Here is a 25,251-nt window from a genome sequence, read left to right on the forward strand (position 1 = left end):
GTGCCGTCAGAGCTTGGCGATCACTCCGCCGATGATCACCCAGACGAACAAACCGATGTTGAGGAGGAGGGCCAGCCAGGCCAGGGATTTGCCGCGTTGGCCGGACCATCGGATCTGGCGGAGGGCGGTGACGGACAGGTAGATGGAGACCGGGGAGCAGAACGGGACCGTGAGGAGAGCGGCAACGGCCTGGCGGCTCACGCCTGGGCGTCGGGGCTGGTACGCCGGGGCGGTGAACGGGTCGTTGTACGGCGGGGCCGTGTACGAGTCCTGGCGCGGCGGTGGCGTGTAGGTGTCCCGGCGCGGCGGTGGCGTGTAGGTGTCCCGGCGCGGCGGTGGCGTGTAGGTGTCCCGGCGCGGTGGGGTGTACGAACTCCGATAGCTGGTGCCCGCGCCGGAGGACCATTCGAAGGGGTCGCCGGCGGGTTCGTCGGGCTCGCGGCGTAGGTCCTGCTTCGGCGCGGTTGGTGGCTTGGGGTTCAGAAGGAGGGCGTAGTCCGCGCGCCGCCCAGGGTCGGAGAGGATCTCGTACGCGCGGTTCAGCTTGACCTGCTGCTCGGGATCGCCGCCGACGTCGGTGTGGTGGCTGCGGGACAGGCGGCGGTAGCTGCGTTTGATCTCTTCGGGGCCGGCGTCGCGGGCTACGCCCAGCAGCTTCCAGGGGTCGGCTCCGTCGAGGTCCCGGAAGTCCCGGCGGGAGCTCATCGAGCGACGTCCGCCTGGTAGCAGGTCAGGCGCCAGGACGCCTGATGCGGGTCGCCGCCGGTGGGCAGGGTGCGGTGGCCGGACGCGAACGTTACGGTCCGGTCGCCTGCGAGGTAGACCCACAGGTCGAGGTCTTCGTCGTTGCCGTAGTAGTAATACCGGTAGTGCTTGATGGCCTGCGACCCGAGGAAAGGGGTCTGCAGCCGTTGCTGCGCTTCCAGCGGCAGGTTGCCGAGCGTGCCGCGCATGTCTTGCGTGAGCTCGAGCTGCGGCGCAGGCGGCGAGGGCTCGTCCCGGCCGCGGGACACGAGCGAACGCAGACCGCCGCGCGGCCTCGACGGTTGTTGCTGTACAACGGCGTGCTTGATACTCCCCGGCACGAACGCGTCGATCCGCACACTCTGCGTCCGCTGTCCCTGGTCGTTGACGCGCGGCGTGGTCACGGCCAGCCCCTGAGGCCCGAAGACGACGGCGTACGGCCGGTCGCGTTCACGCTCGTGCAGGTCGGCCCACCACTCGATCGAAGGTCCTACCTTGCGCTCGAGGTACGCCTTGACGTCGTCGTGGATCTCCGCCCACCAGTGGTACCGGTCCGGGCTCGGCACGAACCCGAGCGGCGCGGCCTCGTGCGCGGCAGGCATCCGCGGCGCGGCCGGTGCGCGCTCCACGCCGCCACCAGCGGGTCTCTGCTCGGCCAGGCGTCCCCGAGAGTGCTCGGGCAGGTTGTCACGCGTCATGAGGGCAACGGCCTGGGGCGGCATGCATAGTCGGCAGCTTCCAATACGGCGCGTATCCAGGTCAACTCTTGTCAGCCGAGAGCTGAGAGGGTTTTCGCGCGGAGCAGGACGTTGTCGAGCATCTCTTCGGTGAGCTTGCCGGTGAACGTGTTCTGCTGGCTGGGGTGGAAGCATCCAAGGACGCTGACTTCGCCTTGCGGGGTCGGGATCCGGTACTCGACCGCGTGGCCGAACTTCGGCCGCGGCCGTGGTACGTCGGCGCCGAGCGCGACCAGTGCGGCGAGCAGGGCGTCGTAGGCGAACTTGCCGAGGCAGACGATCGACCTGGTGCCCGGAAGGACCAGCTCGAGCTCGCGCCGGTACCACGGGGCGCAGGTGTCGCGTTCGACCGGCGTGGGTTTGTTCGCGGGCGGGGCGCAGCGGACCGCGGCGATCATGCGCGTGCCGATGAGGTGCAGCCCGTCGCCGGCGTGTTCGCTCGTGGGCTGGTTGGCAAGGCCGACGCGATGCAGGCTGGCGAACAGCCAGTCGCCCGAGCGGTCGCCGGTGAAGACGCGACCGGTCCGGTTCCCGCCGTTCGCCGCCGGCGCGAGACCGACGATCAGGATCCGCGGCTCGGCGACACCCCAGCCCGCGATCGGCCGCCCCCAGTACGGCTGGTCCGCGAACGACTTCCGCTTGCCGACCGCAACGTCTTCGCGCCACTCGACGAGCCGCGGGCACGCCCGGCACACCGACACCCGCGCCTCAAGCTCGGCCAGGTCGTCGGTCTCCGCGAGCCGCACCACCTCCGACGCATCGCGCGCCACTGGAGTACGCCGTACCGCCGGGTCCTCCGGCCACCCGGCCCCCTGCGGCACCGGGCTGTCGAACAACTCCCCTGTCAGCGGATGCGGAAGCTTCATCCAAACAGCCTAAAGGGACAGGCTGGGGAGGATTTTGCGCCCGATTCGGCACAGGATCCTCCCCAACCCGAATGGGTCAGGCGGCCAACTGCTCCGTGGACGGTTGTGTGACGGGAGCTGCCGGGGTTCGGCGGTGGTTCGGGATGGCCAGGGCGAGTACGACGGCCGCGGCCGCGAAGGCGGACAGGAGGAGGAAGGTGTCGGTGAAGCCGGACTCGGCCGGGAGGCCGGACGGCTGGATGTGGCCGGTGATGATGGAGCTGGCCAGCGCCGTACCGATCGAGCCGCCGATGGTGCGGATGTTGGCGTTCATGCCGGTGGCCGCGCCGGTCTGCTCGCGGGGGACGTTCTGCACGATCAGGCTGGTCATCGCCGCGTAGGCGAGGCCGAGCCCGACGCCGAACAGGGCCGTCGAGACCGCAACCTGCCATTGCGCCGCGTGGAACTCGGCGAACATCAGCGCCGCGACCAGGCTCAGCGCCGACCCGGAGACGACCTGCGCCTTGGCGCTGAACCGCGCCGCGAGCGGGCCGCTCATCGACCCGGTGATCGCCATCGTCACCAGCATCGGCAGCATCAGCAGGCCGGCCTGCGTCACGCTCGCGCCGAAGCCGAAACCGGCCGCCTTGGGGATCTGCAGGAACTGCGGCACGAACGCGTACACCGCGAACATCGCCGCCCCGAACAGCAGCGCCACGAGATTGGTCGTCCAGACCGCCGGGAGGCGCATCATCCGCATGTCGATCAGCGGGTTCCGCGAGCGCAGCTCGACCATGATCCAGCCGGCGAACAGCACGACGGCCAGCCCGAAGAGCCCCGTCGTACGCCACGAGCCCCAGCCCCACGACCGGCCGGTGCTCAACGGCAGCAGCAGCGCGATCAGCCAGCCGGACAGGAACGCGGCCGCGAGCCAGTCGATCCGGCCGGGGACCCGGTTCGGGGACTCCGGCACGTACCGCCGGACCAGCACCGTCGAGACCGCGACGACCGCCATCGGGATCCAGAACAGCCAGCGCCAGCCGAGCCACTCCACGATCGGGCCGGCGAGCACGATCCCCAGTCCGCCGCCGGCCGCGATGATCGCGGACACCACGCCGACCACCGACGGCACCCGCTCGGCCGGGAACTCGTCCCGGATGATCCCGAACGACAGCGGGAAGACGGCGCCGCCGACGCCCTGGAAGACCCGGGCGGCGATCAGTACGCCGACGTTCGGCGCGAGCGCGGCGATCAGGCAGCCGACCGCGAGCGCGATCAGTGCGACGAACAACGTGCGCTCCTTGCCGGCCATGTCGCCGATCCGGCCGAGCAGCGGCGTGGCGACCGAGACCGAGAGCAGGAGCGCGGTGAAGACCCAGGTGACCGTGCCGGGGGTGGTGTGCAGGTCGTGCTGGATGACGGGCAGCGCCGGGCTCACCAGCGACTGCAACATCGAGAACGAGGCGACGACCGTGGCGAGCACCGCCAAGGTCACGCGGGGGTTTCCAGACCTGATGACAGGCATGCAGAAGTCCTTCGAAAGGGGTGTGTGCGCCACACAGAGGGCGCGAGATCTCCCCGGCCTGGTAAAGTCGAGGTATGCCTCCACTATAACGGAGGGTTGCCTCCGCTATCAACTGGCTAAGGTGATCGAATGGAGCAGAGCAGGCCTGTGTTGCAGGTCGACGTACGGCGGCCGCAGCGGGCGGACGCGCGGCGCAACTTCGACGCACTGCTGGCCGCCGCCCGGGACGCGTTCGCGAGCAAGGGCGTCGGCGCGTCGCTCGAGGACATCGCCCGGCAGGCGGGCGTCGGGATCGGCACCCTGTACCGGAACTTCCCGGCCCGTCAGGACCTGCTGAACGCGGTCTACTTCGGCGAGATCGAGGAGCTGTGCCTCGCGGCCGAGCAGGCCGCCGACCTCCCGCCGTGGGAGGCGCTCACCACCTGGCTGCACCGCTTCGTCGGGTACGCCGCGACGAAACGCGCGATCTGGGAGTCGCTGAACCGAGAGGCCGACAGCTTCAAGGCGGCCCGCGAGGCGATGTACGCTGCGGGCGCACCGCTGTTCGAGCGCGCCCAGGAGGCCGGCGAGGCCCGCAAGGACGTCTCCTTCGACGACCTGCTCCGCATGGTCAGCGGATTGACCGCCGCCGGCTTCGTCGACCAGGCCCAGCGCGACCGCGTCCTGACCATCGCCCTGGACGGCGTCCGCGCGCGTTAACCGAGGGAGAGCGCCACGCCGTCGAGGATGTCGTGTTCGGAGACGGTGAGGGTGTCGACGGGGAGGCGGTCGACGAGGCGTTGCAGGATGAGGGCGCCGGCGCCGATGACGTCGACCCGGCCGGGGTGGATCGAATGGACGGCTGCCCGGGCCGCTCGGGTCGAGGTGGTGAGCCACGTGGTGGTGTCGCGGAGCTGAGTCGTGCTGAGGCGGGCGTGGTGGACGGCGTCGCGGTCGTACTCCGGGAGGTTCAGGGCGACCGCGGCGACAGTGGTCGCCGTACCTGCGACGGCGATCAGGGCCCGCGCGTCGGCCAATGGGACCTTGGTGCCGGCGAGCAGGGTGTCGATGTCCTGGGTGATCGCGGCCAGCTCGGGCTCGGAGGTCGGGTCGGTGGTGACGTGGCGTTCGGTGAGGCGGACGGAGCCGATGTCGAGGGACTCGGCGGCGATGACGCCGGTCGCGTCGCCGAGGACGAGCTCGGTGGAGCCGCCGCCGATGTCGGCCACCAGGTACGGCGCGGGCAGGTCGAGTGACGTGGTGGCGCCGCGGAAGCTCAGTTCGGCTTCTTCGGTGCCGGTGATGATCTCCGGTCGTACGCCGAGGCGCTCCTCGATGCCGGCGGCGAACGCATCCCGGTTGCTGACGTCGCGGGCGGCGGAGGTGGCGACGAAGCGCAGCCTGCTGACGGCCTTGGACTGGATGACAGCTGCGAAGTCTTCAGCTGCCTTGAAGACCCGAGCCAGGGCTTCCGGCGCGAAAGCGCCCGTCGAGTCCACGCCCTGACCGAGCCGGACGATCGTCATCCGGCGGTCGACCTCGACCAGTTGACCGTCGACGAGGTCGGCGATCAGCAACCGGATCGAATTGGTCCCGCAGTCCACCGCCGCGACCCGCACACCCGGGTCAGACACAGGGGCCCCGGCGGCCCCAGTCCTCCAGGGATTCGAGGGCCTCGTCGCCCAGCGGGTTGACCCCTGGACCCGCAGCCAGGGAGTGGCCTACCAGGACGTGGAGGCACTTGACGCGGTTCGGCATGCCGCCGGCGGTGATCCCGGCGATCTCCTCGACGTGTTCGATCGACTCGCGGTGCGCGAGGTACGACTCGTGGGCCGCGCGGTACCGGGCGGCCAGATCCTCGTCGGACTCCAGCCGGTCCGTCATCTCCTTCATCAGACCGGAGGACTCGAGCGTGCCGATCGCGGACGCGAGCCGCGGGCACGTCACGTAGTACGTGGTGGGGAACGGCGTACCGTCACCGAGCCGCGGCTCGGTCTCGACCACGTCGGGCAGGCCGCAACTGCAGCGATGCGCGATCGACCGGATCCCGCGGGCGGTGCGGCCGAGCTGCTTGCTGACCGCTTCCTCGTCCGACATGCTCACCGGGTCGCCTCGGGGGTCGGTGTGAGGATCGTCGACGGGGTCGGCTTGGCGGGAGCCGGAGTGGCCGGCGCCGGCGGCGTGCCCGCGCCCTCGACGCTCCCCCACAGCTTGGTGTACCAGGTCGGCTTCTGCGCGTCCGTCGTACCGTCCGAGGGCGCGGACGGCTCCGGTGGGGCACCGACCGGCTTACCGTCCGCGCCGATCACGCGGTACCCGACCTCGCCGGGCATAACCCAGCCGAGTCGTTGCCGTGCCTGTGCCTTCACGTAGGCGTCGTCGCCCCAGCGGGAGATCTCGTCGTTCAGCTCGGCGACCCGCTTCTCCCGGTCCCGGATCTCCTGCTGCAGCGCGCTGACCTGCTGGTGCTGGTCGAACCAGACCCGCAGGCTCTGCGCGTACGACACGATCAACGCGCCCAGCACCAGCAGTACGACGGCCGCGCGCCCGGTCAGGTTGCGCGACCCGCGGGTCCTGGCCGGCTCGGCCGACGTCCCCGCCGTACGGCGTTTGGGCTGGTCGCCCCGCCGGGCCGGTGGGCGCGACTGGGTCCGGCTCGACGGACGCGAGCCGGGTCGTGCACCGGAATCCCGACGGGACGGCATCGCTGAACCTCCCAAAAATCAGACGCAGAATCAGCCCTGGAAGCGCGGGAAGGCCGAGCGACCGGCGTACGTCGCCGCGTCGTCGAGCTCCTCCTCGATCCGGAGCAGCTGGTTGTACTTGGCGGTGCGGTCGGACCGGGCCGGCGCGCCGGACTTGATCTGGCCGCAATTCGTCGCGACCGCGAGGTCGGCGATCGTGGTGTCCTCGGTCTCGCCGGAGCGGTGGCTCATCATGCAGGTGAAGCCGTTGCGGTGGGCCAGGTCCACGGCGTCCAGGGTCTCGGTCAGCGAGCCGATCTGGTTCACCTTGACCAGCAGGCTGTTCGCCGACTTCTCGGTGATGCCGCGCTGCAGGCGCTCGACGTTGGTGACGAACAGGTCGTCGCCGACCAGCTGGATCTTGCTGCCGAGCTCACCGGTGATGGCCTTCCAGCCGTCCCAGTCCTCCTCGTTCAGCGGGTCCTCGATCGAGACGATCGGGTACGACGCGACCAGGTCGGCGTAGTAGGCGATCATCTCGTCGGCGGACAACTTGGCGCCCTCGAACGCGTACACGCCGTCGGTGAAGAACTCGCTCGCGGCCACGTCCATCGCCAGCGCGATGTCCTTGCCGAGCTGCAGGCCGGCCTTCTCGACCGCGACCGCGATCAGGTCCAGGGCGGCCCGGTTGCTGTCCAGGTTCGGCGCGAAGCCGCCCTCGTCGCCGAGGCCGGTGGACAGGCCGCGCTCCTTCAGCACCGCCTTCAGCGCGTGGTACACGCCGGCGCCCTGCATCAGCGCCTCGCCGTACGTCGCCGCGCCGATCGGGGCGATCATGAACTCCTGGACGTCGACGTTGCTGTCCGCGTGCGCGCCGCCGTTGAGGATGTTCATCATCGGCACCGGCAGGACGTGCGCGTTCGGGCCGCCGACGTAGCGGAACAGCGGCAGGCCGGAGCTGTCCGCCGCGGCCTTCGCGACCGCCAGGCTGACGCCGAGGATGGCGTTCGCGCCCAGCTTGGCCTTGTTCGGGGTACCGTCCAGGTCGAGGAGCGCGTGGTCGATCAGGCGCTGCTCGTGGACGTCGTACCCGACGATCTCCTTGTCGATGTCCTCGAGGATCGCGGTGACGGCCTTCTGCACGCCCTTGCCGCCGTAGCGGTCCTTGTCGCCGTCACGCAGCTCGACGGCCTCGAACTGGCCGGTGGACGCGCCCGACGGGACGGCCGCGCGGGCGATGGTGTCGTCGTCGAGCAGAACCTCGACCTCGACAGTGGGGTTGCCGCGCGAGTCGAGGATCTCGCGCGCGCCGACGGCCTCGATGGTGGCCACATTGACTCCCAAGTTCTCGATGACGAATCGCTGCTGAGCCTAGTCCCCAGACCAGCAGGCTCAGTGGACCGCGTCGACCCTAACAATCGCATCCGGAGGTACCTCGCGCGTCAGTAACACTCCGTTGGGGGCCCGATAGACGGCAAGATCGCCGCAATCCACGCCCAGCAAGACTTCTACTCTCGTCCGCCGCCCGACGTGGCTGTCCTTCGAGGGCGCCAGATGGACATGTGTACGCCGTCCCGCGTGCAGCCCTTCGCGCTGAATCGCGGCCAGAACCGCCCGATTCGTGCCGTGCCACAGCAGATCCGCCGGGTAAACCCGTTCCCAACTGTTCTCCAACGCTTCACGTGTCACCGGCATCCCGGCCAGCGAATGCCCCTGGCACGCCCGGATCCGCTACCCGTCGACCTGCAGCCGCTGCTTGTCGTTCTCCCGCACCGCGACGTCCAGCCGTTAGCGGGTGAGCCCGAGAACCCGCAGTACGTCGGTGATCGCGGCCCAGCCGTCCGCACTCATCGTGAGGTTGGACTCACCCGCAGTGTGACGGAGCAGACGGGAGATCACTCTGCTGTCGCGGCTCATGGCAGGAAAGTACTAGTGACCGAAGGAGCGGCGGGCGTCGGCCAGGCCCTTGTGGTTGTCTTCGGGGTCGGAGATGCCGGTCAGGAGGTTGTTGGTGATGCGCCACGCGAAGTAACCGGCCTGGACCGCGTACCGGACGCGCAGGAAGGTGTTGAGGCCACGCTCGACCTCGTCGGTCAGGTCGGGGCGCCGGCGGAGGTACGCCGGTACGACGGGCTCGTCGTTGTACATGCGGGCCGACGCGACGTCGTACAGAATCGGGCCCCGCATCGCGCTCCCCCAGTCGATCAGCGCGACCTGCCCGTCCGGCTGCCGCACGAACGCCTCGGCCGCCGGGTCGCCGTGCAGCCAGGACCAGGACAGCGGGCCGAGCGCAACAGCGTCGGCAATCGCCCCTTCCACCGCCGGACGGATCCAGGGCTCGAGGTCCAGGCACTCCTCGAACGGCAGCAGGAACCGCAACCAGTCGGCCAGGTCGCCACGCTCGACGGCGGCGGCCGAGTGCACACGCCCGAGCAGGTCCCCGATGGCCGCGTGATCCACCATGGTCAACGGCACGCCGTCGATGTACTCCAGAACCGCGACCAGCCGCCCGTCGACGCACTCGACGTACCGGCCGTGCTTGCCGGCCCGCGGACGCCCGGTCCGGATCCCGGCATCGTCGAGCCGCGCGGCCAGCTGCAGCCCCGGCTCGAACCCCAAGTCGCCGGCGCCCACGGCCTTCAAAACCACCCGCCACTCGTCCGCACATGCCAGCCAGACAGCCGAGTTCATCCCACCCGTCAGGACGTCGACCCGCACCGGCTTCAGGTCCCAGTACTCCCGCAGTACCCCGGCAACATCCACCCGCCCCACCCTGCCAGCCGGGCCCGGGCGCCGTACATCCGATTTCCGGAGACGACGAGGACCGGCGAACGGTCCGCAGTAGGTCAGGAGGACTCGGCGGCGCGGATCTCGGTGGCCAGCTGGTGTACGGCGACGCGGAGGGACTGTTCTGCGTCGATGCCGAGCGTGCGGGCCTCGCGGACGACGGCCAGCAGTTGGTGGCCGATGCGGTCGGCGTCCGAGTCGCCGGGAGTGGCGAACTCGGCCGGGAGGACCTTGGCGGCGCGGCCCAGGACCTTGTCGGCCAGGGCGAGGGCGGGGAGGGCGAGCGGGATGCCTTCGAGGACCGAGGAGCGTTGTTTCTCGGCGGCCTTGATGGTTTCCCAGTTCGCCTCGACGGCGGCCGCGTCGGCTGCGTCGACCGAGCCGAAGACGTGCGGGTGGCGGCGGATCAGCTTCTCGACGATGCCGCCGGCCACGTCGTCGACCGTGAAGCCTTCCTCGTCGTCCTCCGCGACCCGGGAGTGGAACACGACCTGCAGCAACAGGTCACCGAGCTCCTCGCGCAGGTGCTCGCGGTCCCCGGTGTCGATCGCCTCGAGCGTCTCGTACGTCTCCTCGAGCAGGTACTTCGCCAGGCTCTCGTGCGTCTGCTCCTGGTCCCACGGGCAGTTGCGCCGCAGCCGGTCCATCACCCGGACCAGGTCGATCAGGCGCGAACCCGGGACGTCGTACGAGCCGTGCAGGATCTCCACCGCGTACGACGGCTCGCGGACGAGCTCGTCGGACACGACGCGGAGCAGGCCGGGCTCGCCGTCGTCACCGGTCAGCCACACCACTTGGCGCCCGTCGGCGGCCGCTGACGACAGCCACGTCCACGCCGCGGAGACCCCGGCCTCGACCTGGGTGACGACGAGGCCGGAACCGATCACCGCCTGGACGTCGGGACGGTCGGGCCCGCCCGCCGCGCCGATCTCGTCGGCAGCCTCGAGGGCCTGCCAGGTGGCGCGGGTGAGCAGCCCGGGGGCGATACGAGGGCTCGTGAGGACGACCTTGATTCCGCCCGCGGACTCGTCAGCCATGCGGCGTCGTCAGCCCTGGCCCTGCTGCTGGGCGGACTCGGCGGCCTTGCGCTTCGCGGCGGTCTGGTCGGACTCCTGCGACAGCGACCCGGAGATCGTGGTGTCCAGGCGGCCGTTGGTCCACTGGCCGTAGCGCGGGGACACCGTGACCTTGATGTCCTTCGCCGCCTCCTTGACCGCTTCCGACCCCGCCTGCAGTTGCTGCTGCGCGTCGGCGGTGTCCAGCCGGCCGTTGCCGCCGGCGAGCTTCGCCGAGGTGACCGCACCGGCGGCGATCTCCTTCAGGAACGCGCTGCTCAGCGGGTCGGCCTGGAGCTTCTTGGTCACCTGGTCGTTGAACATCAGCGGGATCGCCGCTGCGACCTCGGCGTCGCTGACCGAGATCGACTTCTGCTGGCCGACCTGCTCGGTCAGCTGGTCGCTGACCATCTGGTTGACGATCGCCGGAACCGGAACGCTCTCGCCGACCGCCGCCGAGAACGCGCGGGCGGTGTCGTCGACGTGGCTGCTGCTGATCTCCGTCCCGCCGACCACGGCGGCCGCGCCCGGGTGGGTTCCCGCCGCACAACCACCGGTCAGCAGCACCGTCGCCGCCACCACACCGAGAGCCCGAAGCCGTGTGCTCACCGAATCTCCTCGCGTACTCGTCATCTTCTGCCCCGCCCCACCACCCCGGTCGGGCAGATTCACGCCGGCACCACAATAGGTTCGGCGATCACGTCGTCGATCAACCGGGTGCACCACTGCAGCAGCTCCTGGTCACGAAGCGGCTGCCCGCCGATCTGCCTGGTCGCAGGTCTCGGCACCAGAATGGTATGCAGTTGCGGCTTCACCAGACTCTTCGGGTACAGCCTGTTCAGCCGCAGCACCTTGGAGTCGGGCAGCTCGACCGGCCCGAACCGGATCATGTTGCCTTGCAGGGTGACGTCGTGCAGCCCCGCCCGGCGGGCGTGGTTGCGGAACTTCGCCACCTCGATCAGGTTCAGCACGGCCTGCGGGATGTCGCCGTACCGGTCGTGCAGCTCCTCGACCAGCTCGGCGATGCCCTCGTCGTCACGGACCGCCGCGAGCCGCTGGTACATCTCCAGCCGCAGCCGCTGCGACGGGATGTAGTCGTGCGGCAGGTGCGCGTCGATCGGCAGCTCGATCTTGACCTCGGGCTCCTCGGCCTGGGTGTCGCCGCGGTACTCCGCGACCGCCTCGCCGACCAGCCGGACGTACAGGTCGAAGCCGACGTCCGCGATGTGCCCGGACTGCTCGCCGCCGAGCAGGTTGCCGGCGCCGCGGATCTCCAGGTCCTTCATCGCGACCGCCATCCCGCCGCCGAGATCCGCGTGCTGCGCGATCGTCGCCAGCCGGTCGTGCGCGGTCTCGGTGAGCGGCTTCTCCGGCGGGAAGAAGAAGTAGGCGTACGCCCGCTCGCGGCCCCGGCCGACCCGGCCGCGGAGCTGGTGCAGCTGGGACAGGCCGAGCAGGTCGGAGCGCTCCACGATCATCGTGTTCGCGTTCGAGATGTCGATGCCGGACTCGACGATCGTCGTACACACGATCACGTCCGAGCGCTTCTCCCAGAAATCCTGGATGACCTGCTCGAGGGTGTGCTCGTTCATCTGGCCGTGCGCGACGCTGACCCGGGCCTCCGGCACCAGCTGGCGGATCCGGGCGGCGGCCTTCTCGATCGTGTTCACCCGGTTGTGGACGACGAAGACCTGGCCCTCGCGGAGCAGCTCGCGCCGGATCGCGGCGGTCACCTGGTGCTCGTCGTACGCGCCGACGAAGGTCAGCACCGGGTGCCGCTCCTCGGGCGGGGTGGCGATCGTGGACATCTCGCGGATCCCGGTGATCGACATCTCCAGCGTCCGCGGGATCGGCGTCGCGGACATCGTCAGGACGTCGACCGCGGTCCGCAGCCGCTTCAGCTGCTCCTTGTGCTCGACGCCGAACCGCTGCTCCTCGTCGACGATGACCAGGCCGAGGTCCTTGAACGCGACCTCGCCGCTGAACAGCCGGTGGGTGCCGATCACCACGTCGATCGACCCGTCGGCGAGACCGTCGACGGTGGCCTTGGCCTCCTTGTCGGTCTGGAACCGCGACAGCGGCGCCACGTTCACCGGGAACGCGGCGTACCGCTCGGCGAACGTCGCGTAGTGCTGCTGCACGAGCAGCGTCGTCGGTACCAGTACGGCGACCTGCTTGCCGTCCTGCACCGCCTTGAAGGCCGCCCGGACCGCGATCTCGGTCTTGCCGTACCCGACGTCGCCGCAGACGATCCGGTCCATCGGCATGACGCGTTCCATGTCGTGCTTCACGTCGTCGATGGTGGACAGCTGGTCGGGCGTCTCCACGAACGGGAACGCGTCCTCGAGCTCGCGCTGCCACGGGGTGTCCTTGGCGAACGCGTGCCCCTTGGTCGCCTGGCGCGCGGCGTACAGCTTGATCAGCTCGCCGGCGATCTGGCGGACCGCCTTACGGGCGCGGCCCTTGCGCTTGGCCCAGTCGCCGCCGCCCATCTTGTCCAGGCTCGGCTGCTCGCCGCCGACGTACCTGGTGACCTGGTCGAGCTGGTCGGTCGGCACGTACAACCGGTCGCCGGGCTGGCCGCGCTTGCTCGGCGCGAACTCGATCACGACGTACTCGCGGGTGGCCTTCTGGGACCCGGAGCCGACGGTCCGCTGCATCATCTCGACGTACCGGCCGACACCGTGCTGCTCGTGCACGACGTGGTCGCCCGGCTGCAGCTCCAGCGGGTCGATCGTCTTCTTGCGGCGCGACGGCATCCGTTGCTGGGAACGGCGTTCGGCCGCCGAGCGCTGGCCGGACAGGTCGTTCTCGGTGAGCACCGCGAATTTGATGCCGTCAGCAACGAACCCCTGCTCGAGCTGGCCCTGTGAGATGAGCACGACCCCGGGCTCGGGGATCTCCTCGATGCCTTCGACGACGCGAGCCGGCAGCTCGGCCTCGGAGAACACCTCGGCGAGGCGCTGCGCGGGGCCGTGGCCCTCGGTCACGCAGACGACGCGCCAGCCGTCCCGCAGCCAGCCGCGGATGTCCTCGGTCGCCGCCGCGGTCTCACCGCGGTACGGGTCGACCTCGTGGGCGGCGAGGATCCGGCTGGTGACGGCACCGGCCTCGGTGTCGATGTCGAACGCGACCCGCTCACCCATCGAGTCCCGCAGCTCGGGCTGGTCGGTCGGCGCGGCCGCGAACGGCGACAGGCTCCACCAGGCCAGGCCGTTGCCCAGGGCGTGCGACCGGACGTCGCCGAGCGAGACGTACGCCGCCGCGCCCAGGTCGATCGGGGCCTCGCCGCCGCCGGCGGCCGCGGCCCACGACGCCTCCAGGAACTCCTGGCTGGTCGCGACCAGGTCGTGCGCCCGGGCCCGGACCCGCTCCGGGTCGCTGACGACCACGTGCGTCCCGGCGGGCATCAGGTCGACGAGCAGCTCCATGTCGTCGACGAGCACCGGAGCCAGCGACTCCATGCCCTCGACCGCGTGCCCTTCGGCGAGCTTCTCGAACAGCTCGGCCAGCTCGGGGTGTTCCTTCGCCAGGACGGCGGCTCGCGCGCGGACCTCGTCGGTGAGCAGCAGCTCGCGGCACGGCGGCGCCCACAGGCCGTGCTCGGCGATCTCGAGCGAGCGCTGGTCGGCGACCGCGAAGTACCGGATCTCCTCGACGTCGTCACCGAAGAAGTCCACCCGCAGCGGGTGCTCCTCGGTCGGCGGGAAGACGTCGATGATGCCGCCGCGAACCGCGAACTCGCCGCGCCGCTCGACCAGGTCGACCCGGTGGTACGCCGCGCCGGCGAGCCGCTCGACGACGTCCTCGAGCTCGACCGTGTCGCCGACGTGCAGCTGGACCGGCTTCAGGTCCGCGAGGCCGGCGACCTGCGGCTGCAGGACCGACCGCACCGGCGCGACCAGGATCTTGATCGGGCCGGTCGTCTCGTCGGACGGATCCGGGTGCACGAGCCGGCGCAGCACGGCCAGCCGCCGGCCGACGGTGTCGGACCGCGGGCTGAGGCGCTCGTGCGGGAGGGTCTCCCAGGCCGGGTAGTACGCGACGGTGCCGGGCTCCTCGACGAGGCACTGCAGGGCCTCGGTGAGCTCCTCGGCCTCGCGGAAGGTGGCGGTGACGGCCAGCACCGGCCGGCCGGCGCCGTTCTGCGCCGCGGCGATCGCGGCGAGCAGGACCGGGCGCACCGGCGTAGGCGCGCTCAGATCGAGCGTCGTGACCCCGTCGTTGCGGGCGTCACGGACGGCCTCGGACACCACCGGATCGGTGATCAGGGTGTCGACCAGACCGCTGAGCTTCACGAGTTGTACTTCCCTTGGGTGGACTCGAGGCCGTCGGTGAGCAGCGACTCGACCGCGTCCGCGGTCCGGTCGACGGCGAACGGAAGGTCCTTGCGTTCGGCCGCGGAGAACTCGTTGAGGACGAAGTCGGCGGGCGCCTGCCGGCCCGGCGGACGACCCACACCGAACCGGACTCGATAGTACTCACCGGTGCCAAGCGATTTGCGCAGCGATTTCAGCCCGTTGTGGCCGTTGTCCCCGCCGCCGAACTTGCACCGCAGGACACCGAAGTCGATGTCCAGCTCGTCGTGCACGACGAGCAGGTTGGCCGGATCCAGCTTGAAGAACTTCAGCAGCCCGGAGACCGGTCCGCCGGACTCGTTCATGTACGAGCGGGGCTTGGCCAGCACCGCCCGCAGGCCGCTGATCCGGGTCTCGATCACCTCGGCCTTGACCTGCTTGCTCTGCTTCCACTTCGCACCCGACCGGGCGGCCAGCTCGTCGGCGACCAGGTGCCCGATGTTGTGCCGGGTGCGGGCATACGAAGGGCCGGGATTCCCCAGTCCGACGACCAACCACACGTCGTCCGCCACGGATCCCGGCCCTCCCGAAGATGTCTGGTGCTGCGGCAGAGGCTACTCGGCCGCGGCGGCCACCGGCTCCTCGGCCGCGGTCGGCTCGTCGCGCTCGATGCCCGCCTCGGCCTCGGCCTCGGCCAGCTCGCCCTCGACCTGCTCGGCGGTGGGCTGCGCGGTGACGTTGACGATCAGCGTGTCGGGCTCGATCGCCAGCGTGGAGCCGGACGGCAGGGTCAGGTCGGACGCGTGGATCTGGGCGCCGATCTCCAGGCCCTCGATGGAGACGACGATGCTCTCCGGGATGTGCGTCGCCTCGGCCTCGACCAGGACCGCGGCGTGCTCGGTGACGACCAGCGCGTCGGACGCGGCCTCGCCCTCCAGGTGCACCGCGACCTCGACCTGGACCTTCTCGCCGCGGCGGACGATCACCAGGTCGACGTGCTCGATGAAGCCCTTCAGCGGGTCGCGCTGGACCTGCTTCGGCAGCGCCAGGTGCGACTCGCCGCCCTCGACCTCGATCATCAGCAGGGCGTTGGCGGTCTTCAGAGCCAGCATGGTGTCGTGACCAGGCAGCGTGATGTGCACCGGGTCGGTGCCGTGGCCGTACAGGACGGCAGGGACCTTGTTGTCCCGGCGGATTCGGCGGGCAGCACCCTTGCCGAACTCGTTGCGCGCTTCGGCTTGGATCTTGACCTCGGCCACGAGATGACACTCCTCAAAAGCGTTGCGGTGATCTGTTGACTGGATGGAACTCGGCTGCGGCCTCAGCGGGCGCCTGCTGACCCCGAGAAGGCGTCAGGCAACGAACCACCGCGTCGATCACGGAGCCGCGCCCAACAGTTCCGGGGGGCGTCCCTCGCCGAGGCAACCAAAACAGTCTACCCACGAGCCTGCCCAGACGGGAAATCCGTCCTCCTGGGGCATTTTGCTCCGGCGACGGCGAGGTTCCCGGTGACCCGTTGCCGCACCCGATCTTCGGCGCGTTGCCGAGGTCGGCGCCGTTCGTCCTGCGGGACCAGGGCCTAGGTGAGTCTGGTCCAGACCTGACGGAGCGCCCGGGCCGCGTCGCCTTCGAGGCCGGCGGCGTCCAGCGTCTCGGCGAGCTCGTCGAACTCGGGGCCCCAGCGCCACGCGACGCTGCGGAGCTGCTCGGGCAGTCCCGGATCCTTCAGGGATCCGGCGTCCGCCCGGATCTGCTGCGCGACCAGCGCGTCGGTCACGCCGTGCTTGTCCGCCAACTGGAACGCGAGCACCGCCAGCGCCGCCTTGCCCTTGTTGTAGAGCGCGTACGACGACTTGGCCGCGCTCGCCGCGCCCGGTTCGGCGCCGACCACCATCGGCGTGACCGCCGTACCGGCCCACAACCCCGCCGCGGTCTCGGCCTCCGCGCCCGACAACATCAGATGCGTCGGGCTCGCCCCACCCGTCGGCGGCGGCCCGATCACGCCGGCGTCGACGAACGTCGCCTCGGGTACGGCGGAGCGCGCCTGCGCCAGCGACGCCGGGGACAGCGGGTTCGCCTCGACGTACAGACCGCTGAAGCCTGCACCGCCGACCTGCCGGGCGACGTCGACGGCGCCCTGCGGCGCGCAGGAGCAGAGGATCGCCTCCGCGGCCCCGACCGCCTCGGCGAACGGCGTACCGATCAGACCGGCCTCGTCGGCCCGCGCCTTGCTGGCGGCACTGCGGCCGTCCGGCACCCAGTGCACCTCGTGACCGGCGACCACCAGCTGCGCAGCGAGTTTCGAGCCCATCGCTCCCGGGTGGAACACGGTGATCCGCATGCGGCGTCCGATCCTCGATTCGGTCAGTTACCGCCCAACCTATGTCAGTCACCGTCCCCGGCGAACCGTTGTCACATCGCCGTGCCCGGGTGCAGCGTGGACAGGAACAGCGGTTCTCAGGGGGAGGGTTTCATGAGCGAGAACGCGATCGGGCGCCGGCAGGCGCTGAGGGGTGCGGGAATGGCAGCAGGAGGTGTCGCCGTCGCCGGTCTGGCGGCGACCACACCGGCGATGGCGGACAGCGGCGGCGGGTTGCTGGGCAGCTGGATCTGCACGCGGCAGGACGACGGATCGCCCGACAAGGTCCGCCTGGTGCTGAGTTTCGCGGGCGGCGGGGTGATCGTGTCACACGACATCAGCCCGGCGGGGCCGCCTTTCACCGGGACCTGGGCATCGCACGGGAAGTCTTTCCGGCTGACGATGTGGACCGGGACCGCCGGTGAACAGGGGCCGGAATCGGTCGGGCCGACGATCCGCGTGCAGGCCTGGGGCTCGGTGTCCCACGGCACGATCACGGCGAAGTACCGCTTCACCGTGTTCGCACCGGGCAGCCTCAGCCAGGTCGTGGACTCTGGCACCGGAAAGCTGAGCGGACGCCGGATCACCGCCTGACAGCCGCCGGCACTGCTGGGACGCGGCGGCGCGGCCGCACGCCGCCGCGTCGGGAGGTCGCGGTCAGGCGCGGCCGTCGAACAGGCTGGTGACCGAGCCGTCCTCGAAGACTTCGCGGATGGCCCGGCTGATCAGCGGCGCGATCGACAGCTCGGTGAGCTTGTCGAAGCGGCGCTCCTCGGCGATCGGCAGCGTGTTGGTGACGATCACCTCGCTGGCCTGGCAGTTCTTCAGCCGGTCCACCGCCGGGCCGGACAGGATCGCGTGCGTGGCCGCGATCACCACGCCGGCGGCGCCCTCGGCGTACAGCGCGTCGGCGGCCTTGGTGATCGTGCCGGCGGTGTCGATCATGTCGTCGACCAGGATGCAGACCCGGCCCTTGACCTCACCGACGACCCGGTTCGCGACCGTCTCGTTCGGACGGTCGATGTCGCGGGTCTTGTGGATGAACGCCAGCGGCGCGTTGTTCAGCCGCGCCGACCACTGCTCGGCGACCTTGATCCGGCCGGCGTCCGGCGACACCACGGCCAGTTGCTGGTCGCCGTACTTCTCCGCGACGTACGAGCTGAGGATGGGCAGCGCCATCAGGTGGTCCACCGGGCCGTCGAAGAAGCCCTGGATCTGCGAGGTGTGCAGGTCCACGCAGATCAGCCGGTTCGCGCCCGCGGTCTTGAACAGGTCGGCCATCAGCCGGGCCGAGATCGGTTCCCGGCCGCGGTGCTTCTTGTCCTGCCGGGCGTACCCGTAGAACGGGAGCACCACGGTGATCCGCTTGGCCGACGCCCGCTTCAGCGCGTCGACCATGATCAGCTGCTCCATGATCCACTCGTTGATCGGCGAGGTGTGGCTCTGGATCACGAACGCGTCGCTGCCCCGGACCGACTCCTCGAACCGGACGTAGATCTCGCCGTTGGCGAAGTCGTACGCCTGGGTCGGCACCAGGCCGGACCCGAGCTCCTCGGACACCTCCTCGGCGAGACCGGGATGCGCCCGGCCGGAGAAAACCATCAGGTTCTTCTCGGTGGTTCGTTTCATCCCGCTCATCGCCCGCGCCTCCCGTTGTCCTCGTACCGCTCAGGCCTGCTCGTCCGGCTGGTCCGCCGGCTGCTCGGAGAGCGCCGCCTCGGCCGCCGCGGCGGTCTTGGTGCCGGCCCGCTTGCGCGCGACCCAGCCCTTGATGTTGCGCTGCCGGCCGCGGGCGACCGCGATCTCGCCCGGGCCGACGTCCTCGGTGAGCGCCGTGCCGGCCGCGAGATACGCGCCGTCCGCGATCGTCCGCGGCGCCACCAGCACCGAGTTGCTGCCGATGAACGAGTGCTTGCCGACGTGCGTCGGGTGCTTCGCGACACCGTCGTAGTTCGCGAAGATCGTGCCGGCGCCGATGTTCGCGCCCTCGCCGATCGTCGCGTCGCCGGCGTACGTCAGGTGCGGGACCTTGGCGCCGTCGCCGATGGTGGAGTTCTTGGTCTCCACGAACGTGCCGATCTTGCCCTTCACGCCGAGCTTGGTGCCCGGGCGCAGGTACGCGAACGGGCCGACGCTGGCCTGCGGGCCGATCTCGGCGCCGGAGCCGTGCGTGCGGATGATCGTCGCGCCGGCCCCGACGGTGATGTCGGTGAGCGTGGTGTCGGGGCCGATGGTGGCGCCCTCGTCGACCGTGGTCGCCCCGTGCAGCTGGGTGTTCGGCAGCAGGGTGACGTCGCGGGCGACCTGGACGGTCTGGTCGACCCAGGTGGTGTTCGGGTCGACGACCGTCACGCCCGCACGCATCAGGCGGGTGAGCGTACGCCGGTTCAGCTCGGCGCGGAGCGTGGCGAGCTGGACGCGGTCGTTGACGCCCTCGGTCTGCATCGCGTCGTCGGTGACGTGCGACCCGACCCGCTTGCCGTCGTTCCGGGCGATGCCGATCACGTCGGTCAGGTAGAGCTCGCCCTGGGCGTTGTCGGTGGTCAGCCGGCTCAGGCCGTCCCGCAGGGTGGCCGCGTCGAACACGTAGATGCCCGCGTTGATCTCGTCGATCGCGCGCTGCTCGGCGGTGGCGTCCTTGTGCTCGACGATCGCCGCGACGGTGCCGTCCGACCCCTGCACGATCCGGCCGTACCCGGTCGGGTCGGGGACCCGCGCGGTCAGCACGGTGACCGCGTTGCCCTGCTTGTCGTGGTCGGCGATCAGGTCGTGCAGCGTCTCCGCCTCGAGCAGCGGGACGTCACCCGACGTGACGACGACCGAGCCGTCGAAGTCGGCCGGTACGGCGCTCAGGCCGGCGCGGACCGCGTCGCCGGTGCCCAGCTGCTGCTCCTGGACGGCCGTGCGGGCCTCGGGGTCGACGGCCTTCAGGTGTTCCTCGACCAGTTCGCGGCCGTTGCCGACCACGACGACGAGGTGTTCGGGGCTGAGCGCCCGGGCGGTGTGCACGGCGTGCCCGACGAGACTGCGCCCGCCGATCTCGTGCAACACCTTCGGGGTCGCCGATTTCATCCGGGTGCCCAGACCGGCGGCCATGATGACGACCGCCGCGGGGCGATGGGAAGTCACGCGGTCTTCTCCTCGAGTTCCCTGCGAGTTTCTTTCAACAAGTATCAGCATGGGCACCCGAAACAGCGCCCGCGCAAGCCTACTTGCTGTCCGCACCGCCCCTCGCACGGGGACGGCGAGACCGATCTCACCCTCCCCGGCACCGCGCGTAGAACCGATGGCTACTCTCCGTGGTATTCGTGACCTACTTCACCGCGTTCCAATAGCCGTGGGTCACCGCGATCGGGCGGCAGCTGTCGAGCCACTGGACGCCGACGAGCCACATGTTCTTTGCGGACACCACGGTCAGGACGTTGCCGTTGACGGAACCTTCCAGACCGGCGTTGAGTGCTTGCCACTTTCCGCCGGCGTAGCGGTAGACGACGGCGCGTTCCTTGCCGCCGACGTTCGCCCAGCCGGTGACCCAGACCGAGGCGTCCGGCGCGATCGCGACGTCGTCGAAGGATCCCGTGGGTACGGCGGGAGGCTTGACGACCTGCCACTTGGTGCCGTTCCAGCGCAAGGCAAGCGGTTTCGGCTGGTCCGGGTCGGTGCGGTCCTCACCCACGGCCCACACGTTCTTCGCCGTACCGACTGCGACGCTTTCCAGGGTCGCGTTGGTCTTCACCGGTTGCGCTGTCACCTTCCAGGTCTTGCCGTCCCACCGCATCGCGAGCGGGCGCCGGTCCTGGAAGTCCTGCTTCTGGTCGCCACCGACCGCCCAAGTGCCGCCCGCTCCGGTGGCCACGTCGTTGAACGTGGCCGGCTGCCGGTTCGTCGCAGTCGTTGTCCAGCGCAACGATCCGTCCTGTTCCCCGGCCTGCTGGGCGGCCGCGGGCACTGCTGTCAGCACGGACCCGGTCAGCGCGACCAGGATGCATGTCTTCAGTCTCACAACGATTTCCCTCCGAGATCGGCGTCGTCTACATCCCTCTCGACGCTGCGACTCCTTCGCTGCGTTACCTGCGGCTTTCTGCAACCCTGGAAGGCATGGCCCTCACACTCGGAGCAATCGTCCTGAACGTGCCGTCGACCGGCCCGGCCGCGGAGTTCTGGCGCGCGGCCCTCGATCTCACCCCCGACGAGAACCCGGACTTCCTCGTCCCGCCGCCGGGTACCCGGCCGACCAGGGTCCACCTCGACAGCACCGACCGCACGCATTTCGACCTGTGGGTGGACGGCTCCTCGACACCGGAAGCCGAAGTGGAGCGGCTGATCGGCCTCGGCGCCGAGCGAGTCGAGGACTGGACCTACCCGCCGGACGCCGACTTCACGGTCCTCAAGGCTCCGGACGGAACTGTCTTCTGCGTCATCGACTGAGCAGTGCGACGACCTGCGGGCTGTTGAAGAACTTCGCCGTCAGGGGCGCGTGACTGTCGCGGTCGTAGGGGTCGTCGTCGTGGGCGTTGGCGATGATCAGCGAGTACGCGCAGCGGTGGAGCAGGAGCTGATCGGCGTCGTACCCGAGGCCGGCGGCGAACGCCGCGTCGTACGCGGCCTCGACCTCGCGGGCCCGCGGCGACCAGAGATCGATGACGCTCGCGGTGGCCGCGGCCTCGAACACCGGATCGCCGGCCATCGTCAGCAGACCGAAGTCGAGCAGCGTCACCGGGCGCAGCTCGTCGTCGACGAGGATGTTGCCGGCGGTGACGTCGCCGTGGACGAGCCGGGGCTCGGGCTCCTTGAGGTCGGCCAGCAGCCGCAGCAGCGCCTCGAGCTTGGCGTCGAAGTCGTCCACCAGCCGCGCGTCGAAGCGAGCGGCCCGGCGCCGGACGAGCCCGGTCAGAGCCTCGCGCCACGACACGCCGCCCGGGCGGAACGGGTCGGTTTCGTCGAGCACCGACGTACGGCGGAGCACCTCCGGCGCGGCCACTTGCGCGAGTGCGTCGACCACCTCGACGACACAGTCCCGCACGCGCTTCCAGCCCGGCGTACCGAACTCCGGCGCCACCTCGTGCAGCGGGACGCCCGGCACCAGATCTTCGCGACCTTCCCGCCGCCGAGCCGGAAGACCGCGCCCTGCATCCCGATCGCGATCTGCTCGGGACCGCCGTACCCGAGGATGCGGAGCTGTTCCTCCAGGAAAGCGTCGGACAGCGGCATGCCGCAAGACCCTAGTCGCGTGCCGCGGCACTGTCGTCCGATTTTGTCGGTGGGGCCTGAAACCCTTGCGGGCATGGGTGATTCGCTGGTCGATGTCGGCGGTGTCACGCTGTTCGTGCGGGAGCTCGGGCGGCGGGGCGACGGGCCGTCTGTGGTGGTGATGCACGGCGGGCCGGACGTCGGGCACGGATACCTGGTGCCCGGGTTCGAGCCGTTGGCCCGCGATCATCACGTGGTGCTGTTCGACTTCCGCGGGTGCGGGCGGAGCAGCCGCGGGTTGCCGGACGACGATCTGCAACCGGAGTACGTCGTGCAGGACACACACCGACTGATCGACCGGCTCGGGCTCGGCGCGGTCGATCTGGTCGGGTTCTCGACGGGCGGGCGGGCCGCGATGCAGTTCGTGGACAAGCATCCGGAGCAGGTACGGCGGTTGGTGCTCGCCTCGACGTCGGCGTACTCGTCGGCGGACGCGGCCGGTTATCTGGCGGGCTGGGACGAGTATCAGCGCCGCCGACGCATCGAGGACGAGGCGAAGGGTGCCCTGCGCAACTCCACGGTCTTCGTGTGGGACCTCGGCCGCGCACCGGCGTACCTGCAGCTGCTCGAATCCCTCGGCACCGACCTCGGCGACTGGTCCGAGGAACGCGCGCTCCAGGGCCTCATGCACCCGTGGTGCCCCGGCGATCCCGAGCAGATCCTCGGCTCGTTCGCCAAACCCATCCTCATCCTGCACGGCGACAAGGACATGGGCTTCCCCGTCCAACTCGCCCACCGCCTCCACGAGGCCGTCCCCAGCCGCCTGGTCGTCATCCCCGACACCGCCCACATGTGCCACTTCGAACAGCCCGAGACCTGGTCGTCCCACATCCGCGAGTTCCTGGACAGCTAGGAGGTGGGACTTGGAAGAGCAGAAGCAGGTACGGGTTCCACACGGCGTGCTGGGCGCCGAGTGCCGGCAGCAGGACTGCCACCGGCACCGTTGCCCGGATCCACCAGCGCACGCGTCGGGCGACGAACGCCATCGCCACCATCGGCAAACCCTGCGAGCATTCCTGGCGCCGCCAGCGCCAGGAGGAGTCCGCCGGCGCATTGCACCACGGCTCCACGGCGTACAGCATTGCCACCAATGTCCCCCACCTCAGCGGATCCCGTCCCTGGTGATACCTGCACCGTCCTGGCTCGGATCGACCTGCGCGAACTGCTGTCGGAACACCACCGGCGGCAGCAGCAATGGAACCGCCGCGACCAGGACCAGGACGGCGATCGCGACCCGGTCACGCCACGAGACGACCGCCCCTGCCGTTCCCCGAGTCTGCCGTAGGCTGCGGTCTCGTGCAGGGGACACGGCTCGACATGGACCGGATTCGCGCGGCCCGGCGGGTCATTGCCCCGGTCTTCCTGGACAGTCCTCTCTATCGCTGCGAAGCGCTCGAGCTCGGCTGCGCGGTCGACATCAAGCTCGAGACGGCGAACCCGGTGCGCAGCTTCAAAGCCCGCGGTACAGAGGTCGTCGCGAGTCAGCTCGCGACCAGCGACTCGCGCGCGGTCGTCTGTGCCAGCGCGGGCAACCTCGGGCAGGCGCTCGCGTGGTCCGGTCGCGATCGCGGACTGGACGTCACGGTCGTCGCATCACGGTTCGCGACCACGGCGAAGCTCGATCGGATCCGCGCGCTGGGCGCCAAGCTCGAGCTCGTCGACGGCGACCACGAGCTCGCCCGCGTCCGGGCCGCCGAGATCGCGCGGTACGACGGGATCCGGCTGCTCGAGGACAGCCTCGACCTCGAAACCTGCGAGGGCGCCGCGACGATCGGCCTCGAACTCGTCGACGCTCTGCACGGGACCGACCCCGCCGTACTGATCGCGCTCGGCGGCGGCGCACTCGCGACCGGTGTCGGGTACGTCCTGAAGACCCTCGCACCCGCCGTCGAGGTGATCTGCGTCCAACCGCTCGGCGCGCCGGCGTTGACGCGTTCCTGGCACGAGCGGCGCGTCGTCACCACCGAAACTGCCGACACGATCGCGGACGGCGTCGCCGGGCGGATCCCGATCCCCGAGGTCCTCGACGACCTGCTCGTCGTCGCGGACGACGCCGTCCTCGTCCAGGAATCCTCGGTCGTCGCCGGCCTGCGCCTGCTCCTCGACCACGCCGGCCTCGTCGTCGAGCCGTCCGCCGCGCTCGGCATCGCCGCGATCCTCGAGGACCGCGACCGCTTCGCCGGCCGGCAGGTGGTCACGATCGTGTGCGGCAGCAACGTGGACCAGGACAAGTACCGGCGCTGGGTCGGCCTCTGATGGCGAGGCTCGCGGTCAAGCTCCTGCTCCTCGACGAGGACGACCGCGTGCTACTCATCCACGCCCGGGACCCGAAGACCCAGGCCGAATGCTGGTACCCGGTCGGCGGCGGCGTCGACTCCGGCGAAACGCTGCAGTCAGCCGCAGCCCGCGAGGCGTACGAGGAAACGGGGCTTCGCGACCTCCCACCAGGGACGCACGTGTGGACGCGGGACCACACGTACGAGTTCAACGGCCAGAGCACCGACGTCCACGAAGAGTGGCTCCTGCACCACGTCGCCCACTTCACCCCTGCACCGGCGCAGCTCTCCGAGTATGAATCCACCACCATCCTCGGCTTCGCCTGGTGGACCGCTCAGGATCTCGACGCCACCACCGAAACCGTCTACCCACCCGAGCTCGGGCGACTGGTCGCCGACGTGGCCGCTAGAACGTGACGCCGGGCGCCCGCTCGGTGCACGGGCTCGACGGCGCCTCCGGCTCTTCGTGGTCGATCTCGTACTGACACTCGCCACAGCCCTCCCCCGGCATGTGCTCCCGCCAGTCGTGCTGGCAGACCGGGCAGCCTCCGTAGTACGCCCACAGCACCCGCCGAGCCCGGCGTTCGCGCCACCACCTGCCGAGATTCACAGGCTCGATTCAACCCCGGCAGGTATTGAATTGCCCAGGCCATCGCGACTGGATCACCAATCCGGCGTACGAACCGCACCACCTGTTGTACGTCGCCGGCGA

General features: G+C 70.2%; 26 protein-coding genes and 1 pseudogene. 6 read left to right on the forward strand and 21 right to left on the reverse strand.

Going from position 1 to position 25,251, the window contains the following annotated elements; translation table 11 throughout:
* Window positions 1-6 precede the first annotated feature (6 nt).
* The 4 genes from AB0L64_RS37625 to AB0L64_RS37640 form a co-directional block, all read right to left on the reverse strand.
* The gene (locus AB0L64_RS37625) at window positions 7-705 is read right to left on the reverse strand and encodes a DnaJ domain-containing protein (protein ID WP_363717756.1); all 699 of its coding nucleotides are present in this window, start codon (window positions 703-705) and stop codon (window positions 7-9) included.
* Window positions 702-1,373 (reverse strand): hypothetical protein, encoded by a 672-nt coding sequence (locus AB0L64_RS37630; RefSeq protein ID WP_363717757.1) that lies wholly within the window; start codon window positions 1,371-1,373, stop codon window positions 702-704. Before AB0L64_RS37630 ends, AB0L64_RS37625 begins: the two co-directional genes overlap by 4 nt.
* A 140-nt stretch (window positions 1,374-1,513) precedes the next feature.
* Entirely contained in the window at window positions 1,514-2,347 is an 834-nt protein-coding gene (locus AB0L64_RS37635) for a uracil-DNA glycosylase (protein ID WP_363717758.1), read from the reverse strand.
* A gap of 76 nt (window positions 2,348-2,423) precedes the next feature.
* A complete protein-coding gene (locus AB0L64_RS37640) occupies window positions 2,424-3,851 on the reverse strand; it encodes an MFS transporter (RefSeq protein WP_363717759.1) in 1,428 nt (475 codons plus the stop codon).
* A 129-nt stretch (window positions 3,852-3,980) separates the two neighbouring features.
* Here AB0L64_RS37640 and AB0L64_RS37645 point away from each other — a divergent pair, with 129 nt between their 5' ends.
* A complete protein-coding gene (locus AB0L64_RS37645; RefSeq protein ID WP_359926658.1) occupies window positions 3,981-4,550 on the forward strand; it encodes a TetR/AcrR family transcriptional regulator in 570 nt (189 codons plus the stop codon).
* Here AB0L64_RS37645 and AB0L64_RS37650 read toward each other — a convergent pair.
* The 12 genes and pseudogenes from AB0L64_RS37650 to AB0L64_RS37705 form a co-directional block, all read right to left on the reverse strand.
* The gene (locus AB0L64_RS37650; RefSeq protein WP_363717760.1) at window positions 4,547-5,464 is read right to left on the reverse strand and encodes a Ppx/GppA phosphatase family protein; all 918 of its coding nucleotides are present in this window, start codon (window positions 5,462-5,464) and stop codon (window positions 4,547-4,549) included. The two genes, AB0L64_RS37645 and AB0L64_RS37650, sit on opposite strands and share 4 nt — an antisense overlap.
* Complete coding sequence (locus tag AB0L64_RS37655; RefSeq protein ID WP_363717761.1) at window positions 5,457-5,927, reverse strand: DUF501 domain-containing protein; 471 nt, start codon at window positions 5,925-5,927, stop codon at window positions 5,457-5,459. The genes AB0L64_RS37650 and AB0L64_RS37655 overlap by 8 nt, the downstream gene beginning before the upstream one ends.
* 2 nt (window positions 5,928-5,929) lie before the next feature.
* Window positions 5,930-6,535, reverse strand: coding sequence for a septum formation initiator family protein (locus AB0L64_RS37660; RefSeq protein WP_359926666.1), 606 nt, complete (start codon window positions 6,533-6,535; stop codon window positions 5,930-5,932).
* 30 nt (window positions 6,536-6,565) lie between these two features.
* Window positions 6,566-7,846 carry a phosphopyruvate hydratase gene (eno, locus tag AB0L64_RS37665; protein WP_363717762.1) on the reverse strand — a complete coding sequence of 427 codons (1,281 nt, stop codon included), beginning with the start codon at window positions 7,844-7,846 and terminating at the stop codon, window positions 6,566-6,568.
* A gap of 60 nt (window positions 7,847-7,906) precedes the next feature.
* Window positions 7,907-8,431: pseudogene (locus tag AB0L64_RS37670) on the reverse strand (RNA 2'-phosphotransferase).
* Between the two features lie 12 nt (window positions 8,432-8,443).
* Window positions 8,444-9,277, reverse strand: a complete 834-nt coding sequence (locus AB0L64_RS37675; RefSeq protein WP_363717763.1) for a phosphotransferase — start codon at window positions 9,275-9,277, stop codon at window positions 8,444-8,446.
* An 83-nt stretch (window positions 9,278-9,360) separates the two neighbouring features.
* A complete protein-coding gene (locus AB0L64_RS37680) occupies window positions 9,361-10,338 on the reverse strand; it encodes a MazG family protein (RefSeq protein WP_363717764.1) in 978 nt (325 codons plus the stop codon).
* Between the two features lie 9 nt (window positions 10,339-10,347).
* Window positions 10,348-10,965 (reverse strand): hypothetical protein, encoded by a 618-nt coding sequence (locus tag AB0L64_RS37685; RefSeq protein WP_363717765.1) that lies wholly within the window; start codon window positions 10,963-10,965, stop codon window positions 10,348-10,350.
* Window positions 10,966-11,024: 59 nt separating this feature from the next.
* The gene (gene mfd, locus AB0L64_RS37690; protein ID WP_363717766.1) at window positions 11,025-14,654 is read right to left on the reverse strand and encodes a transcription-repair coupling factor; all 3,630 of its coding nucleotides are present in this window, start codon (window positions 14,652-14,654) and stop codon (window positions 11,025-11,027) included.
* Complete coding sequence (gene pth, locus AB0L64_RS37695) at window positions 14,651-15,226, reverse strand: aminoacyl-tRNA hydrolase (protein WP_355477158.1); 576 nt, start codon at window positions 15,224-15,226, stop codon at window positions 14,651-14,653. Before pth ends, mfd begins: the two co-directional genes overlap by 4 nt.
* Window positions 15,227-15,268: 42 nt before the next feature.
* Complete coding sequence (locus AB0L64_RS37700) at window positions 15,269-15,913, reverse strand: 50S ribosomal protein L25/general stress protein Ctc (protein WP_359926684.1); 645 nt, start codon at window positions 15,911-15,913, stop codon at window positions 15,269-15,271.
* A gap of 320 nt (window positions 15,914-16,233) precedes the next feature.
* A complete protein-coding gene (locus AB0L64_RS37705; protein ID WP_363717767.1) occupies window positions 16,234-16,995 on the reverse strand; it encodes a DUF1932 domain-containing protein in 762 nt (253 codons plus the stop codon).
* A gap of 132 nt (window positions 16,996-17,127) precedes the next feature.
* Here AB0L64_RS37705 and AB0L64_RS37710 point away from each other — a divergent pair, with 132 nt between their 5' ends.
* The gene (locus AB0L64_RS37710) at window positions 17,128-17,607 is read left to right on the forward strand and encodes a hypothetical protein (RefSeq protein ID WP_363717768.1); all 480 of its coding nucleotides are present in this window, start codon (window positions 17,128-17,130) and stop codon (window positions 17,605-17,607) included.
* Between the two features lie 63 nt (window positions 17,608-17,670).
* Here the strand turns inward: AB0L64_RS37710 and AB0L64_RS37715 are convergent, their stop codons facing one another.
* The 3 genes from AB0L64_RS37715 to AB0L64_RS37725 all read right to left on the reverse strand — a co-directional run bounded on the left by AB0L64_RS37715 (window position 17,671) and on the right by AB0L64_RS37725 (window position 21,016).
* Window positions 17,671-18,651 carry a ribose-phosphate diphosphokinase gene (locus AB0L64_RS37715; RefSeq protein ID WP_359926693.1) on the reverse strand — a complete coding sequence of 327 codons (981 nt, stop codon included), beginning with the start codon at window positions 18,649-18,651 and terminating at the stop codon, window positions 17,671-17,673.
* A gap of 30 nt (window positions 18,652-18,681) precedes the next feature.
* Entirely contained in the window at window positions 18,682-20,142 is a 1,461-nt protein-coding gene (gene glmU, locus AB0L64_RS37720; protein WP_363717769.1) for a bifunctional UDP-N-acetylglucosamine diphosphorylase/glucosamine-1-phosphate N-acetyltransferase GlmU, read from the reverse strand.
* A 184-nt stretch (window positions 20,143-20,326) separates the two neighbouring features.
* A complete protein-coding gene (locus AB0L64_RS37725) occupies window positions 20,327-21,016 on the reverse strand; it encodes a hypothetical protein (protein WP_363717770.1) in 690 nt (229 codons plus the stop codon).
* A gap of 95 nt (window positions 21,017-21,111) precedes the next feature.
* On the opposite strand from AB0L64_RS37725, the gene AB0L64_RS37730 reads away from it, so the two are divergent.
* Complete coding sequence (locus AB0L64_RS37730) at window positions 21,112-21,441, forward strand: VOC family protein (RefSeq protein WP_363717771.1); 330 nt, start codon at window positions 21,112-21,114, stop codon at window positions 21,439-21,441.
* Here the strand turns inward: AB0L64_RS37730 and AB0L64_RS37735 are convergent.
* Window positions 21,431-22,096, reverse strand: coding sequence for a phosphotransferase (locus AB0L64_RS37735; RefSeq protein ID WP_363717772.1), 666 nt, complete (start codon window positions 22,094-22,096; stop codon window positions 21,431-21,433). The genes AB0L64_RS37730 and AB0L64_RS37735 overlap by 11 nt on opposite strands.
* A 201-nt stretch (window positions 22,097-22,297) precedes the next feature.
* Here AB0L64_RS37735 and AB0L64_RS37740 point away from each other — a divergent pair, with 201 nt between their 5' ends.
* From AB0L64_RS37740 to AB0L64_RS37750, 3 genes are all read left to right on the forward strand, one after another.
* Window positions 22,298-23,116 carry an alpha/beta hydrolase gene (locus tag AB0L64_RS37740; RefSeq protein ID WP_363717773.1) on the forward strand — a complete coding sequence of 273 codons (819 nt, stop codon included), beginning with the start codon at window positions 22,298-22,300 and terminating at the stop codon, window positions 23,114-23,116.
* 443 nt (window positions 23,117-23,559) lie between these two features.
* Entirely contained in the window at window positions 23,560-24,519 is a 960-nt protein-coding gene (locus AB0L64_RS37745; protein ID WP_363717774.1) for a pyridoxal-phosphate dependent enzyme, read from the forward strand.
* Window positions 24,519-24,956, forward strand: coding sequence for an NUDIX domain-containing protein (locus AB0L64_RS37750; RefSeq protein ID WP_363717775.1), 438 nt, complete (start codon window positions 24,519-24,521; stop codon window positions 24,954-24,956). The genes AB0L64_RS37745 and AB0L64_RS37750 overlap by 1 nt, the downstream gene beginning before the upstream one ends.
* Here AB0L64_RS37750 and AB0L64_RS37755 read toward each other — a convergent pair.
* Complete coding sequence (locus tag AB0L64_RS37755; protein ID WP_363717776.1) at window positions 24,946-25,149, reverse strand: hypothetical protein; 204 nt, start codon at window positions 25,147-25,149, stop codon at window positions 24,946-24,948. The genes AB0L64_RS37750 and AB0L64_RS37755 overlap by 11 nt on opposite strands.
* Window positions 25,150-25,251 lie beyond the last annotated feature (102 nt).

The organism is Kribbella sp. NPDC051936 (assembly GCF_040680955.1).
In the GTDB taxonomy this organism is placed as follows: Bacteria; Actinomycetota; Actinomycetes; order Propionibacteriales; family Kribbellaceae; genus Kribbella.